Here is a 21,427-nt window from a genome sequence, read left to right as displayed (position 1 = left end):
TATCCTCTTTTGCGTCACAGGTCGAGATCCAGTACTGATTCAAGGCGTTCTTAGGTCCGTATCGCCAAGTTGAGTATCATCAATTGCATGACTGATGCCGTTCTGCTCGCCGCCTGCCGCACTGCGATCGGTACCGCCCGCAGGGGAACGCTGCGTGACACCAGCGCCTTCGACCTCGCCACCGTCGTCGTACGCGAGGCGGTGCGACGCTCCGGGGTGCCGCTCGGCCTGATCGACGACGTCGTCCTCGGCGAGACCCTGGCCGGCGGCGGGGACATCGCCCGGTACGCGGCACTCGAAGCGGGGCTGCCCCATGTGCCGGGCCTGGCGCACAACCGGCACTGCGCCTCGGGACTGTCGAGCGTGGCGACCGCCGCCGCGGGCGTACGCGCCGGAATGGACCGCGTGGTCGTCGCGGGCGGAACGCAGTCCTCGTCGACCGCGCCGCGGGCCCGGCGCCGGATTCCGGGCACCGACGACTGGCAGGACCCCTGGATGTCGCCCTCGCACGTTCCGACCCGTGAGGCGCCCAACGACGACATGGCCACCCTCGTCGGCTGGAACGCGGCCCGGCTGACCGGCATCTCCCGTCAGGAGATGGACAGTTGGGCGCTGCGCTCGCACCAGCGGGCCGTGCGGGCGATCGACGGGGGACGGTTCGCCGACGAGATCGTCCCGGTCGAGGTCATCGACCGGGACGGGACGAAATCCGTGTTCGACACCGACGAACACCCTCGGCGCGACACCAGCATCGAGAAGCTCGCGGCACTGAAGGTGCTGCACCCCGAGATCGACGGCTACTCCATCACGGCGGGCAACTCCAGCGGGGTGAACGACGGTTCGGCCGCGGTCGTCGTCGCCTCCGCCGAGGTCGCCGCCGAGCACGGGCTCGCCCCGCTCGCCACCGTACGGTCGTGGGCCAGCGTCGGCGTCGACCCCGTCGAGACGGGACTGGCCCCGATCGCCGCCATCCGCAAGGCACTTGACCGCGCCGGGCTGCGGATCGAGGACGTCGACCTGTTCGAGGTCAACGAGGCGTTCGCCGCCGTGGCCGTCGCCACCACCCGCGAACTGGACCTCGACCCCGAGCGGGTCAACCCCTTCGGCAGCGGCTGCAGCCTCGGCCACCCGATCGCCGCCACCGGCGCGCGCATGATCGTCACGCTCGCGCACGAGCTGCGGCGGCGCGGGGGAGGGACGGCGGTCGCGGCCATGTGCGCGGGTGGCGGCATGGGATCGGCGATGGTGCTCACCGTGTGACACGCGGGACTTGCCTCAGCGCGCGGCCCAACTGACCGTCTTCGTCTGCAGATACTCGTCGAGCCCGAACTCGCCCCACTCCCGGCCGAGTCCGCTCTGCTTGTAACCCCCGAAGGCGGCCCGGGGGTTGACTCCGGCGCTGCCGCCGTTGATCGTGACCCCGCCGGTGCGGAGCCGGGACGCCATCTCGTACGCGGCCGCGGTGTCGGCGCTCCACACGGCGCCACCCAGGCCGTAGGGACTGTCGTTGGCGATGAGCACCGCCTCCTCGTCGGTGCGGAACGGGATGACGACGCCGACCGGCCCGAAGAACTCCGTGCGGGCGACGGTCATCGCGTTGTCCACGGCGGCGAGGAGCGTGGGTTCCAGGAAGTAGCCCTTGTCGAGACCGGCCGGGCGCCTGCCGCCGCGGACGATACGGGCGCCCTCCTCCTCGCCGACCCGGATCAGCTTCTCGACCTTGTCGCGTTGGGCCGCGCTGATCAGCGGTCCCATCGTGGTGGCCGGGTCGGCGGGGTCGCCGACCCTGACCCCGGCGAGGGCCGCGCCCAGCTGGTCGACCAGCTCGTCGTGGAGGGACTCGTGCACGAGCGTGCGGGTCAGCAGTGAACAGCCCTGCCCCGCATGGGTGGTCATCCCCGCCAGCGCGGAACGGACCGCGCCGTCGAGATCGCCGTCGGCACGGACGATGTTGGCCGACTTGCCGCCGAGTTCCAGGACGACCTTCTTCATGGAGGCCGCGGCCTGGGCGTACACCATGCGGCCCACCGTGTCCGACCCGGTGAAGCTGACGAGGTCCACCATCGGGTGGGTGGTCAGCTCCCGGCCGGCCTCGACATCGCCGGTGACGATGTTCAGCACGCCCGGCGGCAATCCGGCGGCGTCGGCGAAGTCGCCGAGCAGCAGCGAGTCGAGAGGGGTCTGCGGCGCCGCCTTGAGTACGGCGGTGCAGCCCGCGGCGAGCGCGGGGATCACCTTCATCATGCTGAGGAAGAAGGGGAAGTTGTACGCCGAGATCAGCGCGCACACCCCGAACGCCTCGCGGCGCAGCACCCCTTGGGAGATACCGATGCCCGGCGCGATCGTCGGATCCATCGGGCGCTCCCACGCGAAGGCCGGGATCACCCGCTCGGCCATGTCCCGCAGATGCGCCACCGGCACCCGGGTCTGGAGCGTCTCCGCCAGCGCCCGCACCGAACCCGCCTCGGCCATGTTGACGGCGATCAGCTCCGGTAGTCGCCGCTCCAACTCCTCGGCCAGGCGCAGCAGAACGGCGCCTCGCTCGGCGGGCCTCATCCGCGGCCACGGCCCCTCGTCGAAGGCCCGCCGCGCAGCCTCGACGGCACGCCGCACATCCGCGGGCGAGGAGTCGGGAACCTCGGCGAGGATCTCCTCCGTCGCCGGATTGCGTACGACGATCCGCGCGTCCGAGGTGCCGTCGGTGTGCCGCCCGTCGATGTAGAGCCGCGAAGAGAACGAGTACGTCGTCGTCATGTGCCGTCTCCTCATCCGTGTGTCCCGTGTTGAGTGTACTGAATTAAGGAGGCCGGGTCAGGAGTGCGCGTCTTTTATTGACTCGACCGGTCGGTACAGCTAACTTCGCAGATATCTGGGGGTCGGCCTTCTGGCTACGGACGACGGAGTTCGAAGAGAGGTACCGCCTGTGTTCAAGGAATTTGTCGTGTCCGGCGATTCGCACATCATCGAGCCGGTCGATCTGTTCAAGACCCGCCTGCCCAAGCAGCTGCGTGAACGCGCCCTCTGGGAAGAGGAGTTCACCCTCGACGAGCCGATCGTGCCGGGCGGGCACACGGAGTTCAAGAAGCTCCACACCATCGGGTTCGACGGCTGGACCATCTCCAAGTACCGCCAGACCGGCGGGGAGACCCCGGACGGCGATCCCGACCACATCATCCGGGATATGGACTTCGACGGCGTCGACGCCTCGGTCATGTTCCCCAACCTCTCGCTGTTCGTCCTGTTCACCGACGACCACGAGCTGTCGATGGCCCACGCGCGCGTGTGGAACGACTACCTCGTCGAGCGCTATCTCCCCTACAAGGACCGGCTGCGCCCCACGGCCGCGATCCCGATCACGGACGTTCCCGCGGCCGTGGCAGAGATCGAGCGGATCGCGAGGCTGGGCCTCGGCGCGATCCTGCTGCCGGAGATCCCGCCCCTGCCGTACTACGCGCGCGAGTACGACCCCATCTGGGCCGCCGCCCAGGCGCACGACCTGCCGGTCTTCATCCACGTGGCCACCGGCGGGGTGAAGGTCAAGGAGGAGATCTCCGGGACGGCGCAGACCGTCCGGGGGCTGATGACGTCCATGAACATGGGCAAGGGCAACCTGACCGACGACATGGTGGCGGGCCGGACCATGGGCTTCGCGGCCGGCGCCGGTGTGGCGGGTCCGCAGGGCATCATCGCCAGCCTGGTCGGCGGCGGGGTGTGCGAGCGCTTCCCCGACCTGCACTTCAACCTGATCGAGTACACGGCCGGCTGGCTGGTCTCCTTCATGGGCTACATGGACAAGGCGTGGAAGACGGGCACCGGCCAGGACCCCGACTGGTGGCTGGGCTTCTGGGACGACAACCGTCCGGCGACCGAACAGCCCTCCATGGGGCGGTTGTTCGCGATCAACGACAAGTGGCCCTACCCGCTCAAGCCCACCGAGTACGTGCGGCGCCAGATCCACGTGCAGTTCGCGGATGACCCCACGGCGGTCAAGGCCCGTCACATCACCGGTCTGTCGACGGTGATGTGGGGCAACGACTATCCGCACGCGGAGGGGACCTTCCGCAGCAGTGCGGAGTGCATCGCGGAGAACTTCGAGGGCGTCAACGACGAGGACCGTGCGGCCATCCTGGGCGGCACCCTGGCCGACGTCGTGCACTTCGACAAGAGCCGGAAGCTCGCCCCGGTCACCGAGAACGCCTGACCCGCAAAGCGGCGTTTCAGGGTACTGAAACGCGATGGCAGCGGCGGGCGGCCCGAGGGTGCCGCCCGCCGCTTCTCTCACGGCGTGGGCAGTTCGCCGATGAGGGCGAGGGAGGCACGGGCGTACGCGGCCCGGCGCCTGTGGCTCACCAGGAAGCTGGGCGGTGCGAAATAGCCGACGTCACGAGGCAGCGAACCGGCCCGACGGGCGAGCATGGCCTTCGCGTCGGCCGTCGTCCCGCACACGGCGATCCCCGTCAGCATCTCGTCGGTGACGGCGGCGGCCATCGCGTCGGTGTCCCCGGCCCGGAACGCCTTGCGCAGCTGCTCCACCGGGCCCTCCCAGCCGTGGTGGGCCACGAACGGGTCGTACGTCTTCACCGTGAGGTAGAAGGCGATCATGCGCCGGGCGTCGGCCACGGCACGCTCGGGGGCGGTGTCGTCGACCGCCGTGATGACCCAGCCGTGCTCCAGGGGCGGCTCGCTCCGGTCGGCGTCCGCCGCGCCGCGCTCGACGGAGGGGCGTACGACGTCGTTCCACCAGGAGTCGGTGAACAGCCCGTGTCCGATGACGCCGTCGGCGACCCGGCCCGCCGTGGCGGCCATGCGGGTGTTGAACGCGGCGAGCAGGACGGGGATGTCGAGCCGGCCGAGCACGGGGGCGCGGACGTCGGCGTCGATCGAGTGGAACTCGCCCGAGTAGTGGACCTTCTCGCCGTTCTCCGCGTGCAGCCAGGCGCGGACGGCGCCGACGGTCTCCGCGATCCGGGCCACGGGCCGGTCGGCGGGCACGTCGAGCCAGTCGCGGTTGATGCGGAACGCGGCGCTGCCAAGACCGAGGAAGAGCCGCCCCGGTGCCTGGGCGTGCAGCTGGCGCAGCGCGGTGGCGTGGGCGTACGGGGTGCGGGCGAAGGCGTAGGCGATGGCGGGCCCCGCCAGGGCGTGCTCGGAGTTCGCGACGATCTCGGCGACGGTGAGGTAGGCGTCGTGGTCGACGAACTCGCCGGCGCAGAAGGCGCCCGCACCGGCTTCCTCCGCCTCACGTGCCACCTCGCGGCCCGGCCAGGGCATGCCAAAGCGCATCGGAGCCAGCCCTCCATGGGAACGTCATAAAAAAGGATACTGTTTTATGGAGCGTAGGGGAGTGTCAGCGCAGTGTCCACCGCCCGCGGGGCACCGCCGCGCGGTCCACCTCCGCCTTTCCGATCGGATTGCCGATCTGGGTGTACGACAGTCCGGTGCGCAGCGCCTGGGTGCGGGTCGCGTCCAGGGACTCCCAGATCGCGCGGACCGTGCCCTGGATCGCGGCCGGCGGTCTGGCGGCGATGACGCGCGCGATCTCGTCCGCGCGGTCCCAGAGCTGTTCGCCCGGCAACACCTCGCTGACCAGGCCGATCTGGAGAGCGCGTGCGGCCGACAGGCGTTCGTCCAGACCGAGCAGCGCGATGCGCAGGGCCTCGCCGAGCGGGATGCGGCGGGCCAGCCCGATCGGTTCGAGGGCAGCGGTGAGTCCATAGCTGACGTGCGGATCGAAGAAGGTCGCATCCTCCGAACAGATCAGGATGTCGGCCTCGTTGAGCCAGTAGAACGCGCCGCCGGCGGCCATCCCGTGCACCGCGCAGACCAGCGGTTTCCACACCTGGTTCAGCTTCGGCGACAGGAACTCCCCGGGGTCGGTCTGCGACCACACATTGGGATGCCGGTCGATCCCCTCCTTCACGTCCATGCCGGTGCTGAACGCGCGCTCGCCCGATCCGCGCAACACGACGACGTGCACGTCGTCGTCGGCCTTCACCCTGTCCCAGAGCGCGGAGAAGTCGTCGAGCATCTGCTGGTTGAAGCTGTTCATGGCCTGCGGCCGGTTCAGCGTGACCGTGGCGACATGGTCGGTCACCTCGAACAGGACGGTCTTGAGATCCATCCGGCGACTCCGTTCGTCAGCTCGGTAGGTCGGCTCGGTTCGTCATCTCGACGCGATCGAGGTAAGTAGTATACTTTTTTCTGGTCTTCGGGCGCCCGGAACGGAACAAGATCCGCGGAGGAAGCTGCGATGAGGCCACGAGTGGGACAGATGCTCGCCAGTACGGTTGACACGACGGCGGTGATCGTCGTGCGCTGCCCCGACAGCGAGCTGGACGTCACCTGCGGCGGTGCCGCGATGATCGAGGGAACAGCGCCGGGGGCCGTCACCGGCACGGCCGACCCGGACCTGATGGGCGGCTCACTGCTCGGCAAGCGCTACGCCGACGAGGACCTCGGCCTCGAACTGCTCTGCACGAAACAGGGACAGGGCACGCTCGCGGTGAACGGCGTTCCCCTGCCGGTGAAGAGCGCCAAGCCGCTCCCGGCCTCGGACTGAGAAACGGGAAGACTGAGAAACGGGAAGCGGGAAGTGCGCCGATGAACGTCTCGATGATCCTGGACATGGCCGCCGAGGGCTTCGGCGACCGGGTCGTGATCGGCCGCGCACAGGACGGGCTCACCCCCGTCCGGCTGCGTGAACTGGCCGCCGGCGGGGCCCGGTCGGTCCGCGCCGCCGATGCCGACGCGATCGTGTACCTGGCGACGAACGGCCCGGCCTTCGCCGTCGCCCAGTTCGCCGCGGCCCACGCCGGGGTGCCACTGGTCCCGGTCAACTACCGCCTGGGCGAAGAGCAGTTGGATGCCCTCCTCGCGAACCACCCGCGCGCGCTGGCCATCGCCGCTCCCGGCCAGGACGCGGCACCGCGCCGGGCCGGACTGACGGTCCGCAGCCCGGCCGAATGGCTCACGGAGGCAGCCGCGAACACCGACGGCGACATCGAGCCGCGACAGCCCGACGCTCCCGCCGTACTGATCTACACCAGCGGGACCACCTCGGCCCCGAAGGGCGTGGTCCTGCGTCACCACAACCTCGTGTCGTACGTGCTCGGCACGGTGGAGTTCGCCGCGGCGGACCCGGCCGAGGCGGCGCTGATGAGTGTGCCGCCGTACCACATAGCCGCCGTCTCCCATGTGCTGACGAACCTCTACGCCGGCCGGCGCACCCTCACCCTCGACCAGTTCACCCCGGAGGGCTGGCTCGCCCTCGTCCGGGAGCAGCGGATCACCCACGCGATGGTCGTGCCGACCATGCTCGCCCGGATCATGGACACGGCGGGGCTGGACCGTTCGGTGCCCTCCATGCGTTCGCTGGCCTACGGTGGCGCCAGGATGCCGGTGCGGGTGATCGAGACGGCACTGCGCACCTGGCCGCAGGTGGACTTCGTCAACGCCTATGGCCTGACGGAGACTTCGTCCACCGTCTCGGTGCTGGGCCCGGCCGAACACCGGGCGGCGGTCGCGAGCGACGACCCCGCGGTGCGGGCCCGGCTCGGTTCGGCGGGACTGCCGGTGCCGGGGATCGAGATCGAAGTCCGCGACGTGGCCGGGGAGTCGCTGGGCGCGGGGGAGACCGGGCAGATCTGGGTGCGCGGCGAGCAGGTCTCGGGGGAGTACGCCGGGCAGGGCTCCGCGGTCGACGAGCGGGGCTTCTTCCACACCCGCGACCGGGGCCGCCTCGACGCGGACGGCTACCTCCACATCGAGGGCAGAACCGACGACACGATCATCCGCGGCGCGGAGAACATCGCGCCCGCCGAGATCGAGGATGTTCTTCTGCGGCACCCGGACGTGCTCGACGCCGTCGTCGTCGGCGTCCCCGATGAGGAGTGGGGCCAGCGCATCGAGGCCGTCGTGGTCCCGCGTGACGGCGCGACGGCCGACGCGGGGGCTCTGCGCGCGGCCGTACGCGGCACGCTGCGTGGTTCGAAGACCCCGGACCGCATCACGTACTGGACCGAACTCCCGCGCACGGTGACCGGCAAGCTGGTGCGCCGCGACATCGTGGCGGCACTGACCGCACCCGGGAACGGGACGAAGGGGCAGCCATGAGCGTCGCCACCAACAGCCCTGCCCTGATAAGGGAGTTGACGGATCGCACGGCCGCCGTGGTCGGCGGCTGGATACCCGGTGCCACGGTGGACGGCGTCGAACCGCTCACCGGCGGCACGTCGAGCCTGACGTACGTCGCGGCCCTGGTGGGTGTCCCGGCGGGCTACGAACGCGTCGTCCTCAAGGTGGCCCCGCCCGGCCTGGCCCCGGTCCGCAACCGGGACGTGCTGCGGCAGGCGCGGCTCATGGCGGCCCTGGCCGGACAGCCCGGCGTCCGGGTGCCGAAGGTGCTGTTCTGCGACGCGGGCGCACCCCCGGAGATCCAGCCCTTCGTGGCCATGGAACTGGTGCCGGGGGAGTGCGTCGAGCCGGTGCTGGTGCCGCGCGGCACGCTGACCCCGGGGGAAGTGCGGGGGCGTGCCCTGGACGCGGCGCGCATGCTGGCCGCTCTGCACCGGGTGGATCCGGCGCGTACGGCGCTCGCGGCGGAGCCGGTGGTGACGCTCGCCGGAGAGATCGACCGCTGGACGCGGGCGTTCGGCACCGTCTCCGACGACCTGCGCACCGGCCACGAGGTGGTCGCGGAACGGTTGCGCGCGACCGTGCCCGCCGCGATGACGCCGGTGTTCACCCATGGCGACTACCGGCTCGGAAACACGTTGTGCGCGGACAGCTCGGTCACGTCGGTCATCGACTGGGAGATCTGGTCGCGCGGCGACCCTCGGGTCGACATGACCTGGCTGACCTTCTTCACCGACGAGGCCCGTCACCCCGCCTCTCTGTCGGACGAGCCCACCGGCATGCCCGGCGGGGCCGAACTGGTCGACGCCTACGAGGAGTCGCGGGGCGAACCGCTTCGGGACCTGCCGTGGTTCGAGGCACTCACCAAGTACAAGGAGTCGGCCGCGACAGCGCTGTTGATCAAGCGGGGCAGAAGGACCGGGCAGGTGAACGCCATGCACCGGCGGATGCTGCCCGCGCTGCCCGAACTGCTGGACCAGGCACTGGAGTTGCTCGGCTAGTACAGCCCGCCGTCGACCCGTATCAGCGCCCCCGTCGTGTAACTGGACGCGTCGCTCGCCAGGTACAGCGCGGTACCGACGACCTCCTCCGGCTGCCCGGGACGCCCGATCGCGCTGCGCGTCGTCTGCCGTTTCTCCTCCGCCCAGGCCTTGGAGATGTCCGTGAGGAACGGCCCGGCCGAGATCGTGTTGACCCGTACGGCCGGGCCGTACTCCAGGGCGAAGACCGTGGTGAGGGCGTTGAGGGCGGCCTTGGCTCCGGCGTACGGGCCGAAGCGTGGCTGGGGCATCAGGGCGCCGGAGGAGGAGACGTTGATGATCGAGCCGCCGCCCGCGTCGGCCATCCGCTGCCCGATCAGCGACGCGAGCCGGAACGGCCCCTTGAAGTTGACGCCGATCACCTTGTCGAAGAGCTCCTCGCTCGTGTCGGCGGAGGAAGGGGCGAGCGGCGACATGCCGGCGTTGTTGACCAGGACGTCGACCCTGCCGAACTCCGTGTAGGCCGCGTCGGCGAGGCGTGCCAGGTCGTCCCAGTGGCCGACGTGGGCGGCGACCGGCAGGGCACGCCGGCCCAGGTCGCGGACCTCGGCCGCCGCGGTCTCGCACGCGTCGAGCTTGCGGCTGGCGATCACGACGTCGGCGCCCGCGCCGGCGAAGGCGCGCACCATCGCGAGACCCAGGCCGCGGCTGCCGCCCGTGACGAGCGCGACCTTTCCGGAGAGGTCGAACAGGTCGGCCGGGGCAAGGGACTTGGTGTCGCGCCCGTCGCTCATGCGTCCGCCCGGCCGGAGAGGCTCTCGTCGTCGAGGATGTGCGCGTACCGCTTGCGGGCGGCCTCCAGCCTGGGCGGGATGTGCTCGCTGGGGAACAGTCCCTCGGCCGGCCGGCGGTTCTTCAGCAACTGCTTGGCGATCGTGGTGCGGTGGACCTCGGTGGGGCCGTCGGCGAGGGCCAGGTTCGGTGCGGCCATCCACCATTTCGCCAGCGGGAGTTCGTTGGTGGTGCCGAGGGAGCCGTGCAGGTGCAGGGCGCGCTGGATGATGTCGTGCAGCACCTTCGCCGTCTGGACCTTGCACATCGCGATCTGGGTGCGGGCCGCGCCGTGCGGCTGGGTGTCGATGATCCAGGCCGTGTGCAGCACCAGCAGCCGGAACTGCTGCAACTCCACCCAGGAGTCCGCGATGAACTGCTGCACGGCCTGCTTCTCGGCGAGAAGAGTGCCCTGAGTCCGGCGGGACAGCGCACGCTCGCACATCATGTCGAAGGCGCGGGTGCACTTGCCGACGGTGCGCATCGCGTGGTGCACACGGCCCCCGCCCAGCCGGGCCTGCGCGACCTTGAAGCCCTCGCCGGGGCCGCCGAGCATGGCGTCGAGCGGGACCCGCACCCGGTCGTAACGGATGTAGGCGTGGATTCCCTCGTCGAGGGAGTCGCGTTCGTCCATCGTGCCGACGTTGCGCTTGATCTCGATGCCGGGTGTCTCGGCCGGGACGACGAACATCGACATCCGGGCGTGCGGCGCGGCCTCCGGGTCGGTGACGGCCATGACGATGAGGAAGGCCGCGTACCGGGCGTTGGAGGAGAACCACTTCTCCCCGTCGATCACCCACTCGTCCCCCTCGCGCCGGGCCTGGCACGCGAACTCCTTGGGATCGGCCCCCGCCTGCGGTTCCGTCATCGAGAAGGTGGAGACGATGTCCCCGTCGAGCAGGGGTTGCAGATAGCGCGCCTTCTGCTCGTCGGTGCCGAACATGGCCAGGATCTCGGCGTTGCCGGTGTCCGGGGCGGCGGTGCCGAAGACCGTCGGGGCCCAGTAGGAGCGGCCGAGGATCTCGTTGAGGTACGCGAGCTTCACCTGGCCGTAGCCCGCGCCGCCGAGTCCGGCGCCGAGATGGCAGGCCCACAGACCCTGCGCGCGGACCTGGTCCTGGAGCGGGCGCAGGATCGCGCGCGCCTTCTCGTTGCGCGTGTCGTAGGGGTCACCGCCGTGCGGGAAGAGGAGGTCGAGCGGCTCGACCTCCTCCCGCACGAAGGCCGCCGCCCAGTCCAGCTTGGCCTGGAACTCGGGTTCGATCGAGAAGTCCAGCATCGGCCCTCCGGAAGGTGCGGGTCGGTCGGTGACGGCAAAACAGTATACTTTTTAGCGAGGTTCGGTCCATACTCGGAGCGCGTGACGGCAGATTGAGTATGAGGAGTTGGTCGATGCGCAGGCCGATGGAGGGCGTTCGCGTTCTCGAAGTAGCCCAGTTCACCTTCGTCCCGGCGGCGGGCGCCGTGCTCGCGGACTGGGGCGCCGATGTGATCAAGATCGAGCACGCCGAACGCGGCGACGGACAGAGGGGGTTGGTCCGGGTCCTCGGCTACGACGCCACCAGCGAGGGGTCGTCGTTCTTCCCGATCGTGGAGGGACCCAACCGGGGCAAACGCAGCGTCGGCCTCGCCCTGGAGAAGCCGTCGGCCCGCAAGGCGTTCGAGGAACTGGTCCGCCGCAGCGATGTGTTCCTGACCAACTTCCTGCCCGAGGCGCGCACGAAACTGCGCATCGACGTCGAGGACATCCGGGCGATCAACCCGGACATCATCTACGTACGGGGCAGCGGCTTCGGCCCGCGAGGCGACGAGGCCACCAAGGGCGGCTACGACAGCACCGCCTTCTGGGCGCGCGGCGGCAGCGCCGCCGGTGTCACACCGGCGGGCGCGGACCGGATGACCCGGATGCCCGCCGGCGCCTACGGCGACTCGATGGGCGGCATGACGATCGCCGGCGGCATCGCCGCCGCCCTCTACTCCCGGGCGACGACCGGCGAACCGTCCGTGGTCGACGTGTCGTTGCTCGGCGTCGGCGCGTGGGCGACCCAGTTCACGGTCAACATGGCACTGATGAACGGCGGACCGCTGCCGGTGAACATCCAGCCCCGGCACGGATCGCGTACCAACCCGCTCATCGGCGCCTACCTCACCTCCGACGGACGCTGGATCGAACTGTCGATGCTCCAACCCGGCCGCTACTGGGCCGAGTTCTGCGAACTCGCCGGCCGCGGAGAACTCGGCACCGACGAACGCTTCGACAGCACCGAGAAGTTGATGGCCAACGCGGCACAGGCGGCTGACATCGTCGCCGAACTCATCGCCTCCCGCACCTTTTCGGAGTGGGTCCGGATCCTCTCCCGCGGGGAGGGCCAGTGGTCGGCCGTGCAGAACGCCTGGGAGGTCGGCCAGGACCCCTCGCTGCGCGCCAACGGACTCATCGCCCCGGTCGTGGACGCCGACGGTGTGGGCCGTGAACTCGTCGCGAGCCCCGTCCAGTTCGACGAGGCCCCGGCCGACATCACGCGGGCACCGCAGTTCGCGGAGCACACCGACGAGGTGCTGCGCTCGCTCGGTCTCTCCGACGAGGAGCTGATCGCGCTGAAGATCGACGGCGCGGCGACATGACCGCGGCAGGAGACCTGGCCGCCGTAAGAGATCCGGCCGCCGTGCGCAGCCCGAACACCGTACGAGAGGAGCCGTGATGAGCGCGACACTCGAACCCGACGGGACCCACCAGGGCATCCCGGCGTACCACTTCGACAACCGGCTCGGCGGCCCGGTCCTGAGCCATCAGGAACGCTGGGACGAGATCGCCCGCACCCACTCCGGATTCCGGAGCACCACCGCGCGCGGGTACTGGGTCGTCACCGAAGGCGCGGCCGTGCAGCAGGCGTTGCAGGACTGGCGGACCTTCTCCAACCAGTCCGTGACGGCGCTCGACCCCGACCCCAGGTTCCTGTGGATCCCGGAAATGCTCGACCCGCCCCAGCACACCGCGTGGCGGCGCCTGTTGGGCAGCGCCTTCTCGCCCAAGACCGTCGCCGCCGGCGAACAGGAGATCCGGGAGGTCGCCTCCGGACTGATCGACGGACTGAAGGACAGCGGCTCCGCCGACGTCCTCGACTCGTTCGCCCGCCGCTTCCCGACCCTGATCTTCATGCGTCTGATGGGACTGCCCGAGGAGGACCTCCCGCAGTTCCTCGACTGGATCCACGACCTGCTGCACCTGTCCCACGGTGAGGACCCGCACGGCGAGCGGCAGTTGAGCGCGATGAACGCCGTGTCGGACTACTTCGAGCAGCAGATCGCGCTGCGCCGCGAGGCACCCCGCGACGACCTGCTGTCCCGCGCCATGGCCTGGACGATCGACGACGAGCCGATCAGCGACCGGGACATGCACGCGTTCTGCGTCCTGCTGTTCCAGGCCGGCTTCGACACGGTGCCGATCTCCATCGGCTGGGCCCTGTACCACTTCGCCACGCATCCGGAACAGCGCAGGGCGATCGTCGACGATCCGTCGCTGATCCCGACGGCGGTCGAGGAGATCCTCCGCGTCTACTCGTTCGTCGTCCCCGCCCGCAAGGCGACACAGGACGTCGAGATCGGCGGCTGCCCGGTCAGGGCGGGGGAGATGGTGATGCTGCCGCTCGCGGTCAGCAACCGCGACCCCGAGCGCTTCGACCGGCCTCTCGAAGTGGACCTGCGGCGCAAGTCCACCAACCACATCGCGTTCGGTTCCGGCCCGCACCGCTGCCTCGGCTCCCACCTCGCCCGCCTCGAACTCAACGTGGCCGTCGAGGAATGGCACCGGCGCATCCCCGACTACGGGATCACCCCCGGCCAGGACCTCGAACAGCACGGCAACATGTACGGCATCAAGCAGCTCCGGCTGGAGTGGTGAGCGACGCCATGCCCTCACCTCTCAACGCAACAGACCTGTACCACACGGGAATCGTGGTCCCGGACGTCGAGGCGGGGAAGGCCTGGTTCACCGGGATCGCGGGTCACCGCTGGACCGAGACCCAGGCCTACGACCTCACCGTGCGCCTGGCCGACGGCGAGCGCGTGCTCCCGCTGCGCTTCGCGTACTCGCTGGACGCCCCGCACCTCGAACTCGTGCAGGAGATCCCGGGGACGCCGTGGACGCCGGCCGGGCACATCGCGACCCATCACCTCGGCTACTTCTGCGACGACCTGCCGACGACGTCCAAACGGCTGGAGGAGGCGGGCTTCCCGCTGGAGGCCTGCGCGGTGGTCGACGGCTCCATGGCGATCTTCGCCTACCACCTCGACCCGTCGGGCGTCCGCATCGAGATCGTCGACCGCACCCGCATGCCGGACTTCGGCGCCTATCTCCGCTCCAAGGCACCGACGTGGCACTGACGTTCACCGAGGAGCAGGAAGAACTCCGTACGACACTACGGCGCTTCCTCGCCGACAAGGCCCCGAGCGCGGCGGTGCGCCGCGCGATGGACTCCGAAGAGGGCCACGACCCCCGGCTGTGGCGGCAGATGGCCGACCAACTCGGGCTGCACGGACTGGTGTTGCCGGAGGCCTACGGCGGATTCGGCGGCGGGCCGGTCGAGTTGGGGATCGTACTGGAGGAGCTGGGCCGGGTGCTGCTGCCGTCGCCGTACTTCGCGACCGTGGCACTTGCCGGACAGGCCCTCGCGGCCTCGAACGACGAGGCGGCGAAGGCCCGTTGGCTGCGCGCGATCGCCGACGGTTCGACGACCGCCACGCTGGCCCTCGCGGAGGAGAGCGGCTCGTGGCGGCTGGAGGACATCGAGACGTCCGCAGAGAACGGGACGGTGTCGGGCACCAAGATGTTCGTCGTCGACGGCCACACCGCGGACCTGATGCTCGTCGTCGCCCGCACCGGTGTGGGACCCGGGCTGTTCGCCGTCGACGGGGACGCGCCCGGCGTGACCCGGACGCGGCTGGAGACCCTGGACCCGACCAGGCGGCTGGCGCGCGTCGACCTCGACGGCGCGCCCGCGCGGCGGATCGGCCCGGACGGCGACGCCTCGACGTATCTGCGTACCGTGCTCGACCTCGTGGCCGTGGCGCTCGCCGCGGAACAGGTCGGCGGAGCGCGGGCCTGTCTCGACGCGGCCGTGGCGTACGCGAAGGTCCGCGTGCAGTTCGGGCGGCCCATCGGCTCCTTCCAGGCCGTCAAGCACAAGTGCGCGGACCTGCTCGTCCAGGTCGAGGCCGCCCGGTCGGCGGCCTACCACGCGGCGGCCGTGGCCGCCGAGGGCTCGTCCGGACTGCCGGTGTCCGCTGCCCTCGCCGCGGCCTGCTGCGCGGACGCCTTCACCCACGCGGCCAAGGAGAACATCCAGATCCACGGCGGGATCGGCTACACGTGGGAGCACGACGCGCACCTGTATCTGAAGCGCGCCAAGTCGTCGGAGCAGTTGTTCGGAGGGCCGGCCGCGCACCGGACCCGGTTGGCCGACCTGGTCGGAATCTGAGACCGACGTCCTGTCGAAAGGCTGATCACGTGGGAATTCGCGACCGCCTGTCCCGCCTGCTGGCGGAAGCGCCCGCGGCTGCCGAGGCGATCGAGTACGACCGGAGCTGGTGGACCTGGGGGCAGGTCCAGCGGACCGCGCAGGGACTCCGCGAGGCACTCGACGCGATGGGCCTGCACACCGGCGCCCGCGTCGGGGTCGTCCTGGAGAACCGGCCCGAGCACGTCGCCGCGGTCGCCGCGGTGATCGCCTCCGGGCGCTGCCTGGTCATGCTCAGCCCGCTCCAGCCCGCGTCCCGGCTGGCCGCCGACATCGCCCGCTGCGAGCCACCGGTCGTGGTGTCCGGCGCCGAGGTCCTCGCCCGGGAGGGCGTCCTCGACGCCGTGACCGCGTACGGCGCGGCCCTTGAGCTGGGCACCGACGGGACCCTACGGCCCGCGGGCGGCACGGCACCCGCCGAGGCCGCGACGCGCCCGGGGGTCGCCGTGGAGATGCTCACCTCCGGCACCACCGGCCCACCGAAACGCGTCCACCTGCGCATCGGACAGCTCGACCAGGCGCTCGTCTCCGGCGGCCAGACACCGAAGCCGAGCAGGCTCCTGTCGGAGTCGGCATCACTAGTGGCCACGCCTCTCGTGCACATCGGCGGCCTGTGGCGGGCTCTGGCCTGCCTCGCCACCGGCCGCCGCATGCTCCTGATGCCGAGGTTCGCCGTCGACCCCTGGGTGAGCGCGGTCGAACGCCACCGGCTCCGCGCGGCGAGCCTGGTCCCGGCCGCGATACGCGCCGTACTCGACGCGAACGTCCCAAAGGAACGCCTCGCCACCCTCCAGGTGGTCACCTCCGGCACGGCACCCTGCCCGCCGGAACTCGCCGACGCCTTCTTCCGCACGTACGGCATCCCCGTCCTGATGACCTACGGCGCAACGGAGTTCGCCGGAGCCGTCGCCGGCTGGACCCTGCCCCTGCACGACCGCTGGTGGCAGCGCAAGGCCGGCAGCGCCGGACGCGCCTTCGCCGGCGTCGAGTTGAGGGTGACCGGCGAGGACGGCACCGAGCTGCCGGCCGGCCGGAGCGGACGGCTCGAAGTCCGCACCGAGCAGAGCACGCACGGCGGCCGGACCTGGGTGCGGACCAGCGACTTGGCCCGGATCGACGCCGACCGGTTCGTGTGGATCGAGGGCCGTGCCGACGACGCCATCATCCGCGGCGGCTTCAAAGTCCAGCCGGAGACGGTCAAACGCGTCCTGGAGACCCACCCGGCCGTACGCGAGGCGGCGGTTGCCGGACTGCCCGACCCGCGGCTCGGTGAAGTACCGGTCGCGGCCGTCGAGTCGGAACCGGGGCGGCCCGCACCGGACGCGGCCGAACTCACCGCACTGTGCCGCACCCACCTCACCCCGTACGAGGTGCCCGCCCACATCGTCGTCCTCGACGCGCTGCCCCGCACCCCGTCCAGCAAGGTGAGCCGCGTCGAACTGCTCGACCTCGTACGGGCCCGGCTCGCCGAACACAGCAAAGCCTGAGCGTCCCAAGGAGGAACCGCAGTGTCCAGCAAGGAGGTTGAGCGATGAGTGGTACCGAGGAGAAGGCGGCCGAGCGGTTCGGCGTGCTGACGGACGAGGCGGTCGAACGCTCCCGGCGCCGCCTGGGCGTACCCCAGCCGCAACGCAATCCACCGCACAACTACGAGGTGACGTGGGACGGTTCGCGCCACTTCGCCTACGGCTACGGCGACGCCAACCCCCTGTACTGCGACCCCGAATACGCGGCGAAGACCCGCTGGGGCTCCCTCGTCGCACCGCCGACCTTCCTCTACACGATGGGGGAGGACGCGGCCCCGGCCCCGGACCCGGAGACCAAGGCCCTGCTCAAGGGGGACCCCTTCGCGGGGCTCGGTTCCTACCAGGCCGTGATGGAGTTCGAGTGGTGGCGGCCCCTTCAACTGGGCGACCGTTGCCGGGTGTTGCAGACCCAGGTAGGGGTCCGGCTCAAGCGGAGCAACTTCGGCGGGCGTACCGCACACGTCGTCCGCGACTACCTCTACGCCAACGGGCGCGGCGAGATGCACGCCCTGCGACGCGGCACCTGGATCAACGCCGAACGGCACACGTCGAAGAAGCGGGCCAAGGAGGCGCTCGAACAGCAGCCGTACCCGCCCGAGCGACTCGCCGAGATCGACGCGGCATACGCGGCCGAGCGCAGGCGGGGCGCCGAACCCCGTCACTGGGAGGACGTCGAGGTCGGCGAGGAACTGCAACCCCGGGTGAAGGGGCCGCTGACCACCACGGACGTGGTCGTCTGGCACCTCGGCTGGGGCATGCAGCTCACCCCGCCCGGGGCGTTCGGGATCGCCGCGGCCGTACGACGCAAAGCTCCCGGTCTGTACCCGCCCAACCGGCTGGGCGTCCCTGACACCGTCCAACGCCTGCACTGGGAACCCGAACGCGCCCGGGAACTGGGCCTGCCGGGCCCCTACGACTACGGCGGCATGCGCGAGACCTGGCTCTGCCATCTCCTCACCGACTGGATCGGCGACGACGGCTGGCTATGGAAACTCCGCTGCGAGCACCGCAGGTTCAACTACCTCGGCGACACCACCTGGGTACGCGGCACGGTCGTCGACAAACAGCTGGTGGACGGGCGGGGCGAGGTGCACATCGAGGTGCGCTGCGAGAACCAGCGCGGTGAAGTCACCACGCCAGGTACGGCAGTTGTGCTCCTGCCGAGTCGGGGGCGCGCCGTCGACCTTCCCGTGCCGCCCGCCCCGGACCTGGACGGCATGGTCGCCCACGAGCTGGCGCGGTTCGCGGTCAAGTGACCGGCAATCGAGAACGAGCATCAGGAGGCAGGATGTCGGACGAAGTGCTGGTGGAGCGCCGGGGCGCGATCCAGGTCATCACGATCAACCGTCCTGCGGTGAAGAACGCGCTCGACGCCGGCGTGGCCGCCGGTGTCGCCGCCGCCGTGGACGAGCTGGACGAGTCGGAGGAGCTGCGGGTCGGTGTGCTCACCGGGGCGGGCGGCACGTTCTCGGCGGGGATGGACCTCAAGGCCTGGCTGCGCGGCGAGAGTCCCGCGATCGAGGGCCGCGGGCTGTGCGGGATCACCGTCACCCCGCCCCGCAAGCCACTGGTCGCCGCGGTCGAGGGCTGGGCGCTGGCCGGCGGCTTCGAGCTGCTGCTCGCCTGCGATCTCGTCGTCGCGTCCCGCTCGGCGCGGGTCGGGGTACCGGAGGTGACGCGGTCCCTGGTCGCCCGGGCCGGTGCGGCGCTGCGACTGCCGCAGCGGATCCCGTACGCGATCGCGCTGGAGCTGCTGCTGACCGGCGAGCCCATCACCGCCGGACGCGCGGCCGAGGTCGGACTGGTCAACCGGCTCACCGACGAGGGCGGCGCGCTCGCCGGCGCGCTGGAACTCGCCGAGGCCATCGCGGCGAACGGCCCCCTCGCCGTCGCCGCGACCAAGCAGATCGCGCAGTCCGCCGCCGAGTGGACGCTGGAGGAGGGCTGGATCCGGCAGGCCGAGATCGCCTCGCCGGTGTTCTCGTCCGAGGACGCGCGGGAAGGGGCCGCGGCCTTCGCCGAGAAACGGCCGCCGGTCTGGAAGGGACGCTGACAGCGTCGTAGGCCGAACATGTCTCCTCAACTGAGGCTGTCAGGGAGGGTGTTGTGAGCACAGGACCGCTGTCCGGCTGCCGAGTGGTCGAGCTCGGCGGCATCGGACCGGGCCCGTTCGCGGGCATGCTGCTCGCCGATCTCGGCGCGGAGGTCGTCCGGGTGGACCGGCCAGAGCGGGCGGACGAACCCGACGCGGGCGGTCCCGCGGACGTACTCAACCGCGGGAAGCGTTCGGTCGTACTCGACCTGAAACACCCGGCCGGACCCGCCGCTCTCCTCCGACTCGCCCAGCGCGCCGACGTGTTGATCGAGGGATTCCGCCCGGGCGTCACCGAACGCCTGGGCATCGGACCGCACGAGTGCCTCGCCCGCAACCCCCGGCTGGTCTACGGCCGGATGACCGGCTGGGGCCAGACCGGACCCCTCGCGGCGGCCGCCGGACACGACCTCACCTACATCGCCCTCACCGGCGCACTCGGCGCGATCGGAGACACCGGCGGACCCCCGCAGATACCGCTCAACCTCGTCGGCGACTTCGGGGGCGGCGGCTGCTACCTCGTGATCGGCGTGCTGGCCGCCCTGCACGCCGTAGGGCGCACGGGAGTCGGCCAGGTCGTCGACGCGGCCATCGTCGACGGGACGGCCCATCTCCTCGCGAGCACCTTCGGCAAACTCGGGCGCGGCGCGTGGGCCGACGAGCGGGGTATCAACCAACTCGACGGCGGCTGGCCGTTCTACGCCGTCTACGGGACCAAGGACGGCCGGCATGTGGCGGTCGGCGCGCTGGAGGCCAAGTTCTACCGGTGCCTGATCGAGCTGCTCAAGCTCGACGTCGATCCCGACCTCCAGCACGACCGCGCGACCTGGCCGGAGCTGCGCCGCCGCCTGGCGGAACGCTTCGCGGAGCACACCCGCGACGAATGGGCGGCCCTGTTCGAGGGCACCGACGCCTGCGTCGCCCCCGTCCTAGGCCTCACCGAGGCGGCGGCACACCCCCAACTGGCCGCGCGCGGCAGCCTGTTCGACCGGGACGGCGTCGTCCAGCCCGCCGCGGCACCCCGCTTCTCGGCGACACCGTCGAGCCCCGGCCCGGCCGCACCACCCGTAGGCGCCGACACCCGCGCCGTGTTCCGGGACTGGGAGATCGCCGACGTCGACGAACTCGTCGACAGCGGCGCCGCCGTCCAGTTCCCCCACTGACGCCGTCCAGTTCCCCACCGACCGAGAGGACCCTTCCATGCCCGAGGCCGTCATCGTCGACGCCGTCCGCACGCCCATCGGCAAGCGCAACGGCTCCCTTGCCGCCGTGCACGCGGCCGATCTGTCGGCACATGTGCTCACCGCGCTGGTGGAACGCACCGGTGTGGACCCCGGCACCGTGGACGACGTGATGTGGGGATGCGTGACCCAGATCGGCGACCAGTCCAGCAACATCGCCCGGTTCGCCGCGCTGGCCGCGGGCTGGCCCGAGGAGGTGCCCGGCGTGACCATCAACCGGGCCTGCGGGTCCAGCCAACAGGCCGTCGACTCCGCCGCCCACGCCGTCATGGCCGGGCAGTACGACCTCGTGGTCGCCGGGGGCGTGGAGACCATGACCAGGGTCCCGCTCGGCTCGCACCGGACCACCGGCCAGCCGTACGGCCCCGCCGTCCTGGCCCGTTACGACGGGTTCCAGTTCAGCCAGGGTGTCGGCGCCGAGCTGATCTCCGAGCGCTGGGGCCTCAGCCGCACCCGCCTGGACGAGTTCGCGTCCGAGTCGCACGCCAAGGCCGCCGCGGCGATCGACTCGGGCATCTTCGACGACCACATCGTGCCCATCGAAGTCGACGGCACCAAGTTCACCGTCGACGAGGGCCTGCGGCGCGGCACCTCGGTCGAGACCCTCGCCAGGCTCAAGCCGTCGTTCAAGGACGACGGCGTGATCCACGCCGGGAACGCCTCCCAGATATCCGACGGCGCCGCCGCCCTCCTGATCACAACTCCCGAACGGGCAAGGGAGTTGGGCCTCAAGCCGATCGCCCGCTACCACTCGGGCGCGGTGAGCGGCGCGGACCCGGTCATGATGCTGACCGGCCCGATCCCGGCGACCGAGAAGGTGCTGCGCCGGTCCGGTCTGTCCATCGACGACATCGGAGCGTTCGAGGTCAACGAGGCGTTCGCCCCCGTGCCGTTGGCGTGGCTGGCCGAGACCGGAGCCGACCCCGAGCGGCTCAACCCGCTGGGCGGGGCGATCGCGGTCGGCCACCCGCTCGGCGGCTCCGGCGCCATCCTGATGACCCGGCTGCTCGCCCGGATGCGGCAACGGAACCTGCGCTACGGGCTCCAGACGATGTGCGAGGGCGGCGGCACCGCCAACGCCACGATCATCGAGCTGCTCCCGTGACAG

At 70.9% G+C, this 21,427-nt stretch carries 19 protein-coding genes; 14 read left to right on the top strand and 5 right to left on the bottom strand.

Translation table 11 applies throughout. The annotated features are described in order from the left end of the window. Positions 1-87 precede the first annotated feature (87 nt). Positions 88-1,260, top strand: coding sequence for a thiolase family protein (locus tag AC31A1_RS04415; RefSeq protein ID WP_489651930.1), 1,173 nt, complete (start codon positions 88-90; stop codon positions 1,258-1,260). Between the two features lie 15 nt (positions 1,261-1,275). Here AC31A1_RS04415 and AC31A1_RS04410 read toward each other — a convergent pair whose 3' ends face one another. Next, positions 1,276-2,754, bottom strand: coding sequence for an aldehyde dehydrogenase family protein (locus AC31A1_RS04410; protein ID WP_489651929.1), 1,479 nt, complete (start codon positions 2,752-2,754; stop codon positions 1,276-1,278). Between the two features lie 187 nt (positions 2,755-2,941). Here AC31A1_RS04410 and AC31A1_RS04405 point away from each other — a divergent pair, with 187 nt between their 5' ends. Further along, positions 2,942-4,201: an amidohydrolase family protein gene (locus AC31A1_RS04405; protein WP_489651928.1), complete on the top strand. Its 1,260-nt coding sequence runs from the start codon at positions 2,942-2,944 to the stop codon at positions 4,199-4,201. 77 nt (positions 4,202-4,278) lie between these two features. Here the strand turns inward: AC31A1_RS04405 and AC31A1_RS04400 are convergent, their stop codons facing one another. Together AC31A1_RS04400 and AC31A1_RS04395 are read right to left on the bottom strand one after the other, a co-directional pair. After that, entirely contained in the window at positions 4,279-5,283 is a 1,005-nt protein-coding gene (locus tag AC31A1_RS04400) for an LLM class flavin-dependent oxidoreductase (RefSeq protein ID WP_489651927.1), read from the bottom strand. Between the two features lie 64 nt (positions 5,284-5,347). Then, on the bottom strand, positions 5,348-6,121 hold the full coding sequence (locus AC31A1_RS04395; protein WP_489651926.1) for an enoyl-CoA hydratase/isomerase family protein: 774 nt from the start codon (positions 6,119-6,121) through the stop codon (positions 5,348-5,350). 129 nt (positions 6,122-6,250) lie between these two features. Here AC31A1_RS04395 and AC31A1_RS04390 point away from each other — a divergent pair, with 129 nt between their 5' ends. From AC31A1_RS04390 to AC31A1_RS04380, 3 genes are read left to right on the top strand one after another with little or no spacing between them, the layout of a single operon-like run. Beyond that, entirely contained in the window at positions 6,251-6,559 is a 309-nt protein-coding gene (locus AC31A1_RS04390; RefSeq protein ID WP_366496467.1) for a hypothetical protein, read from the top strand. A 41-nt stretch (positions 6,560-6,600) separates the two neighbouring features. Beyond that, positions 6,601-8,112: a class I adenylate-forming enzyme family protein gene (locus AC31A1_RS04385; RefSeq protein ID WP_489651925.1), complete on the top strand. Its 1,512-nt coding sequence runs from the start codon at positions 6,601-6,603 to the stop codon at positions 8,110-8,112. Then, positions 8,109-9,134: a phosphotransferase family protein gene (locus tag AC31A1_RS04380; protein WP_489651924.1), complete on the top strand. Its 1,026-nt coding sequence runs from the start codon at positions 8,109-8,111 to the stop codon at positions 9,132-9,134. Before AC31A1_RS04385 ends, AC31A1_RS04380 begins: the two co-directional genes overlap by 4 nt. Here AC31A1_RS04380 and AC31A1_RS04375 read toward each other — a convergent pair. Both AC31A1_RS04375 and AC31A1_RS04370 read right to left on the bottom strand, forming a co-directional pair. After that, complete coding sequence (locus AC31A1_RS04375; RefSeq protein ID WP_489651923.1) at positions 9,131-9,907, bottom strand: SDR family NAD(P)-dependent oxidoreductase; 777 nt, start codon at positions 9,905-9,907, stop codon at positions 9,131-9,133. The genes AC31A1_RS04380 and AC31A1_RS04375 overlap by 4 nt on opposite strands. Further along, the gene (locus tag AC31A1_RS04370; RefSeq protein WP_489651922.1) at positions 9,904-11,223 is read right to left on the bottom strand and encodes an acyl-CoA dehydrogenase family protein; all 1,320 of its coding nucleotides are present in this window, start codon (positions 11,221-11,223) and stop codon (positions 9,904-9,906) included. Before AC31A1_RS04370 ends, AC31A1_RS04375 begins: the two co-directional genes overlap by 4 nt. A 113-nt stretch (positions 11,224-11,336) precedes the next feature. On the opposite strand from AC31A1_RS04370, the gene AC31A1_RS04365 reads away from it, so the two are divergent. The 9 genes from AC31A1_RS04365 to AC31A1_RS04325 all read left to right on the top strand — a co-directional run bounded on the left by AC31A1_RS04365 (position 11,337) and on the right by AC31A1_RS04325 (position 21,424). After that, entirely contained in the window at positions 11,337-12,569 is a 1,233-nt protein-coding gene (locus AC31A1_RS04365; RefSeq protein WP_489651921.1) for a CaiB/BaiF CoA transferase family protein, read from the top strand. Positions 12,570-12,645: 76 nt separating this feature from the next. Next, positions 12,646-13,845: a cytochrome P450 gene (locus AC31A1_RS04360; RefSeq protein ID WP_489651920.1), complete on the top strand. Its 1,200-nt coding sequence runs from the start codon at positions 12,646-12,648 to the stop codon at positions 13,843-13,845. A gap of 8 nt (positions 13,846-13,853) precedes the next feature. After that, positions 13,854-14,327: a VOC family protein gene (locus AC31A1_RS04355; RefSeq protein ID WP_489651919.1), complete on the top strand. Its 474-nt coding sequence runs from the start codon at positions 13,854-13,856 to the stop codon at positions 14,325-14,327. Next, entirely contained in the window at positions 14,318-15,421 is a 1,104-nt protein-coding gene (locus tag AC31A1_RS04350) for an acyl-CoA dehydrogenase family protein (protein ID WP_489651918.1), read from the top strand. Before AC31A1_RS04355 ends, AC31A1_RS04350 begins: the two co-directional genes overlap by 10 nt. Positions 15,422-15,450: 29 nt before the next feature. After that, the gene (locus AC31A1_RS04345) at positions 15,451-16,947 is read left to right on the top strand and encodes a class I adenylate-forming enzyme family protein (protein ID WP_489651917.1); all 1,497 of its coding nucleotides are present in this window, start codon (positions 15,451-15,453) and stop codon (positions 16,945-16,947) included. 44 nt (positions 16,948-16,991) lie between these two features. Beyond that, positions 16,992-18,242: an FAS1-like dehydratase domain-containing protein gene (locus tag AC31A1_RS04340; RefSeq protein ID WP_489651916.1), complete on the top strand. Its 1,251-nt coding sequence runs from the start codon at positions 16,992-16,994 to the stop codon at positions 18,240-18,242. 32 nt (positions 18,243-18,274) lie between these two features. After that, positions 18,275-19,039, top strand: a complete 765-nt coding sequence (locus AC31A1_RS04335) for a crotonase/enoyl-CoA hydratase family protein (protein ID WP_489651915.1) — start codon at positions 18,275-18,277, stop codon at positions 19,037-19,039. 53 nt (positions 19,040-19,092) lie between these two features. Continuing rightward, entirely contained in the window at positions 19,093-20,241 is a 1,149-nt protein-coding gene (locus tag AC31A1_RS04330; protein ID WP_489651914.1) for a CaiB/BaiF CoA transferase family protein, read from the top strand. Positions 20,242-20,278: 37 nt separating this feature from the next. After that, positions 20,279-21,424, top strand: a complete 1,146-nt coding sequence (locus AC31A1_RS04325; protein WP_489651913.1) for a thiolase family protein — start codon at positions 20,279-20,281, stop codon at positions 21,422-21,424. Positions 21,425-21,427: the final 3 nt, after the last annotated feature.

This window comes from Streptomyces sp. P5F9, assembly GCF_057961495.1.
This window is presented reverse-complemented; position numbering and strand designations above follow the sequence as displayed.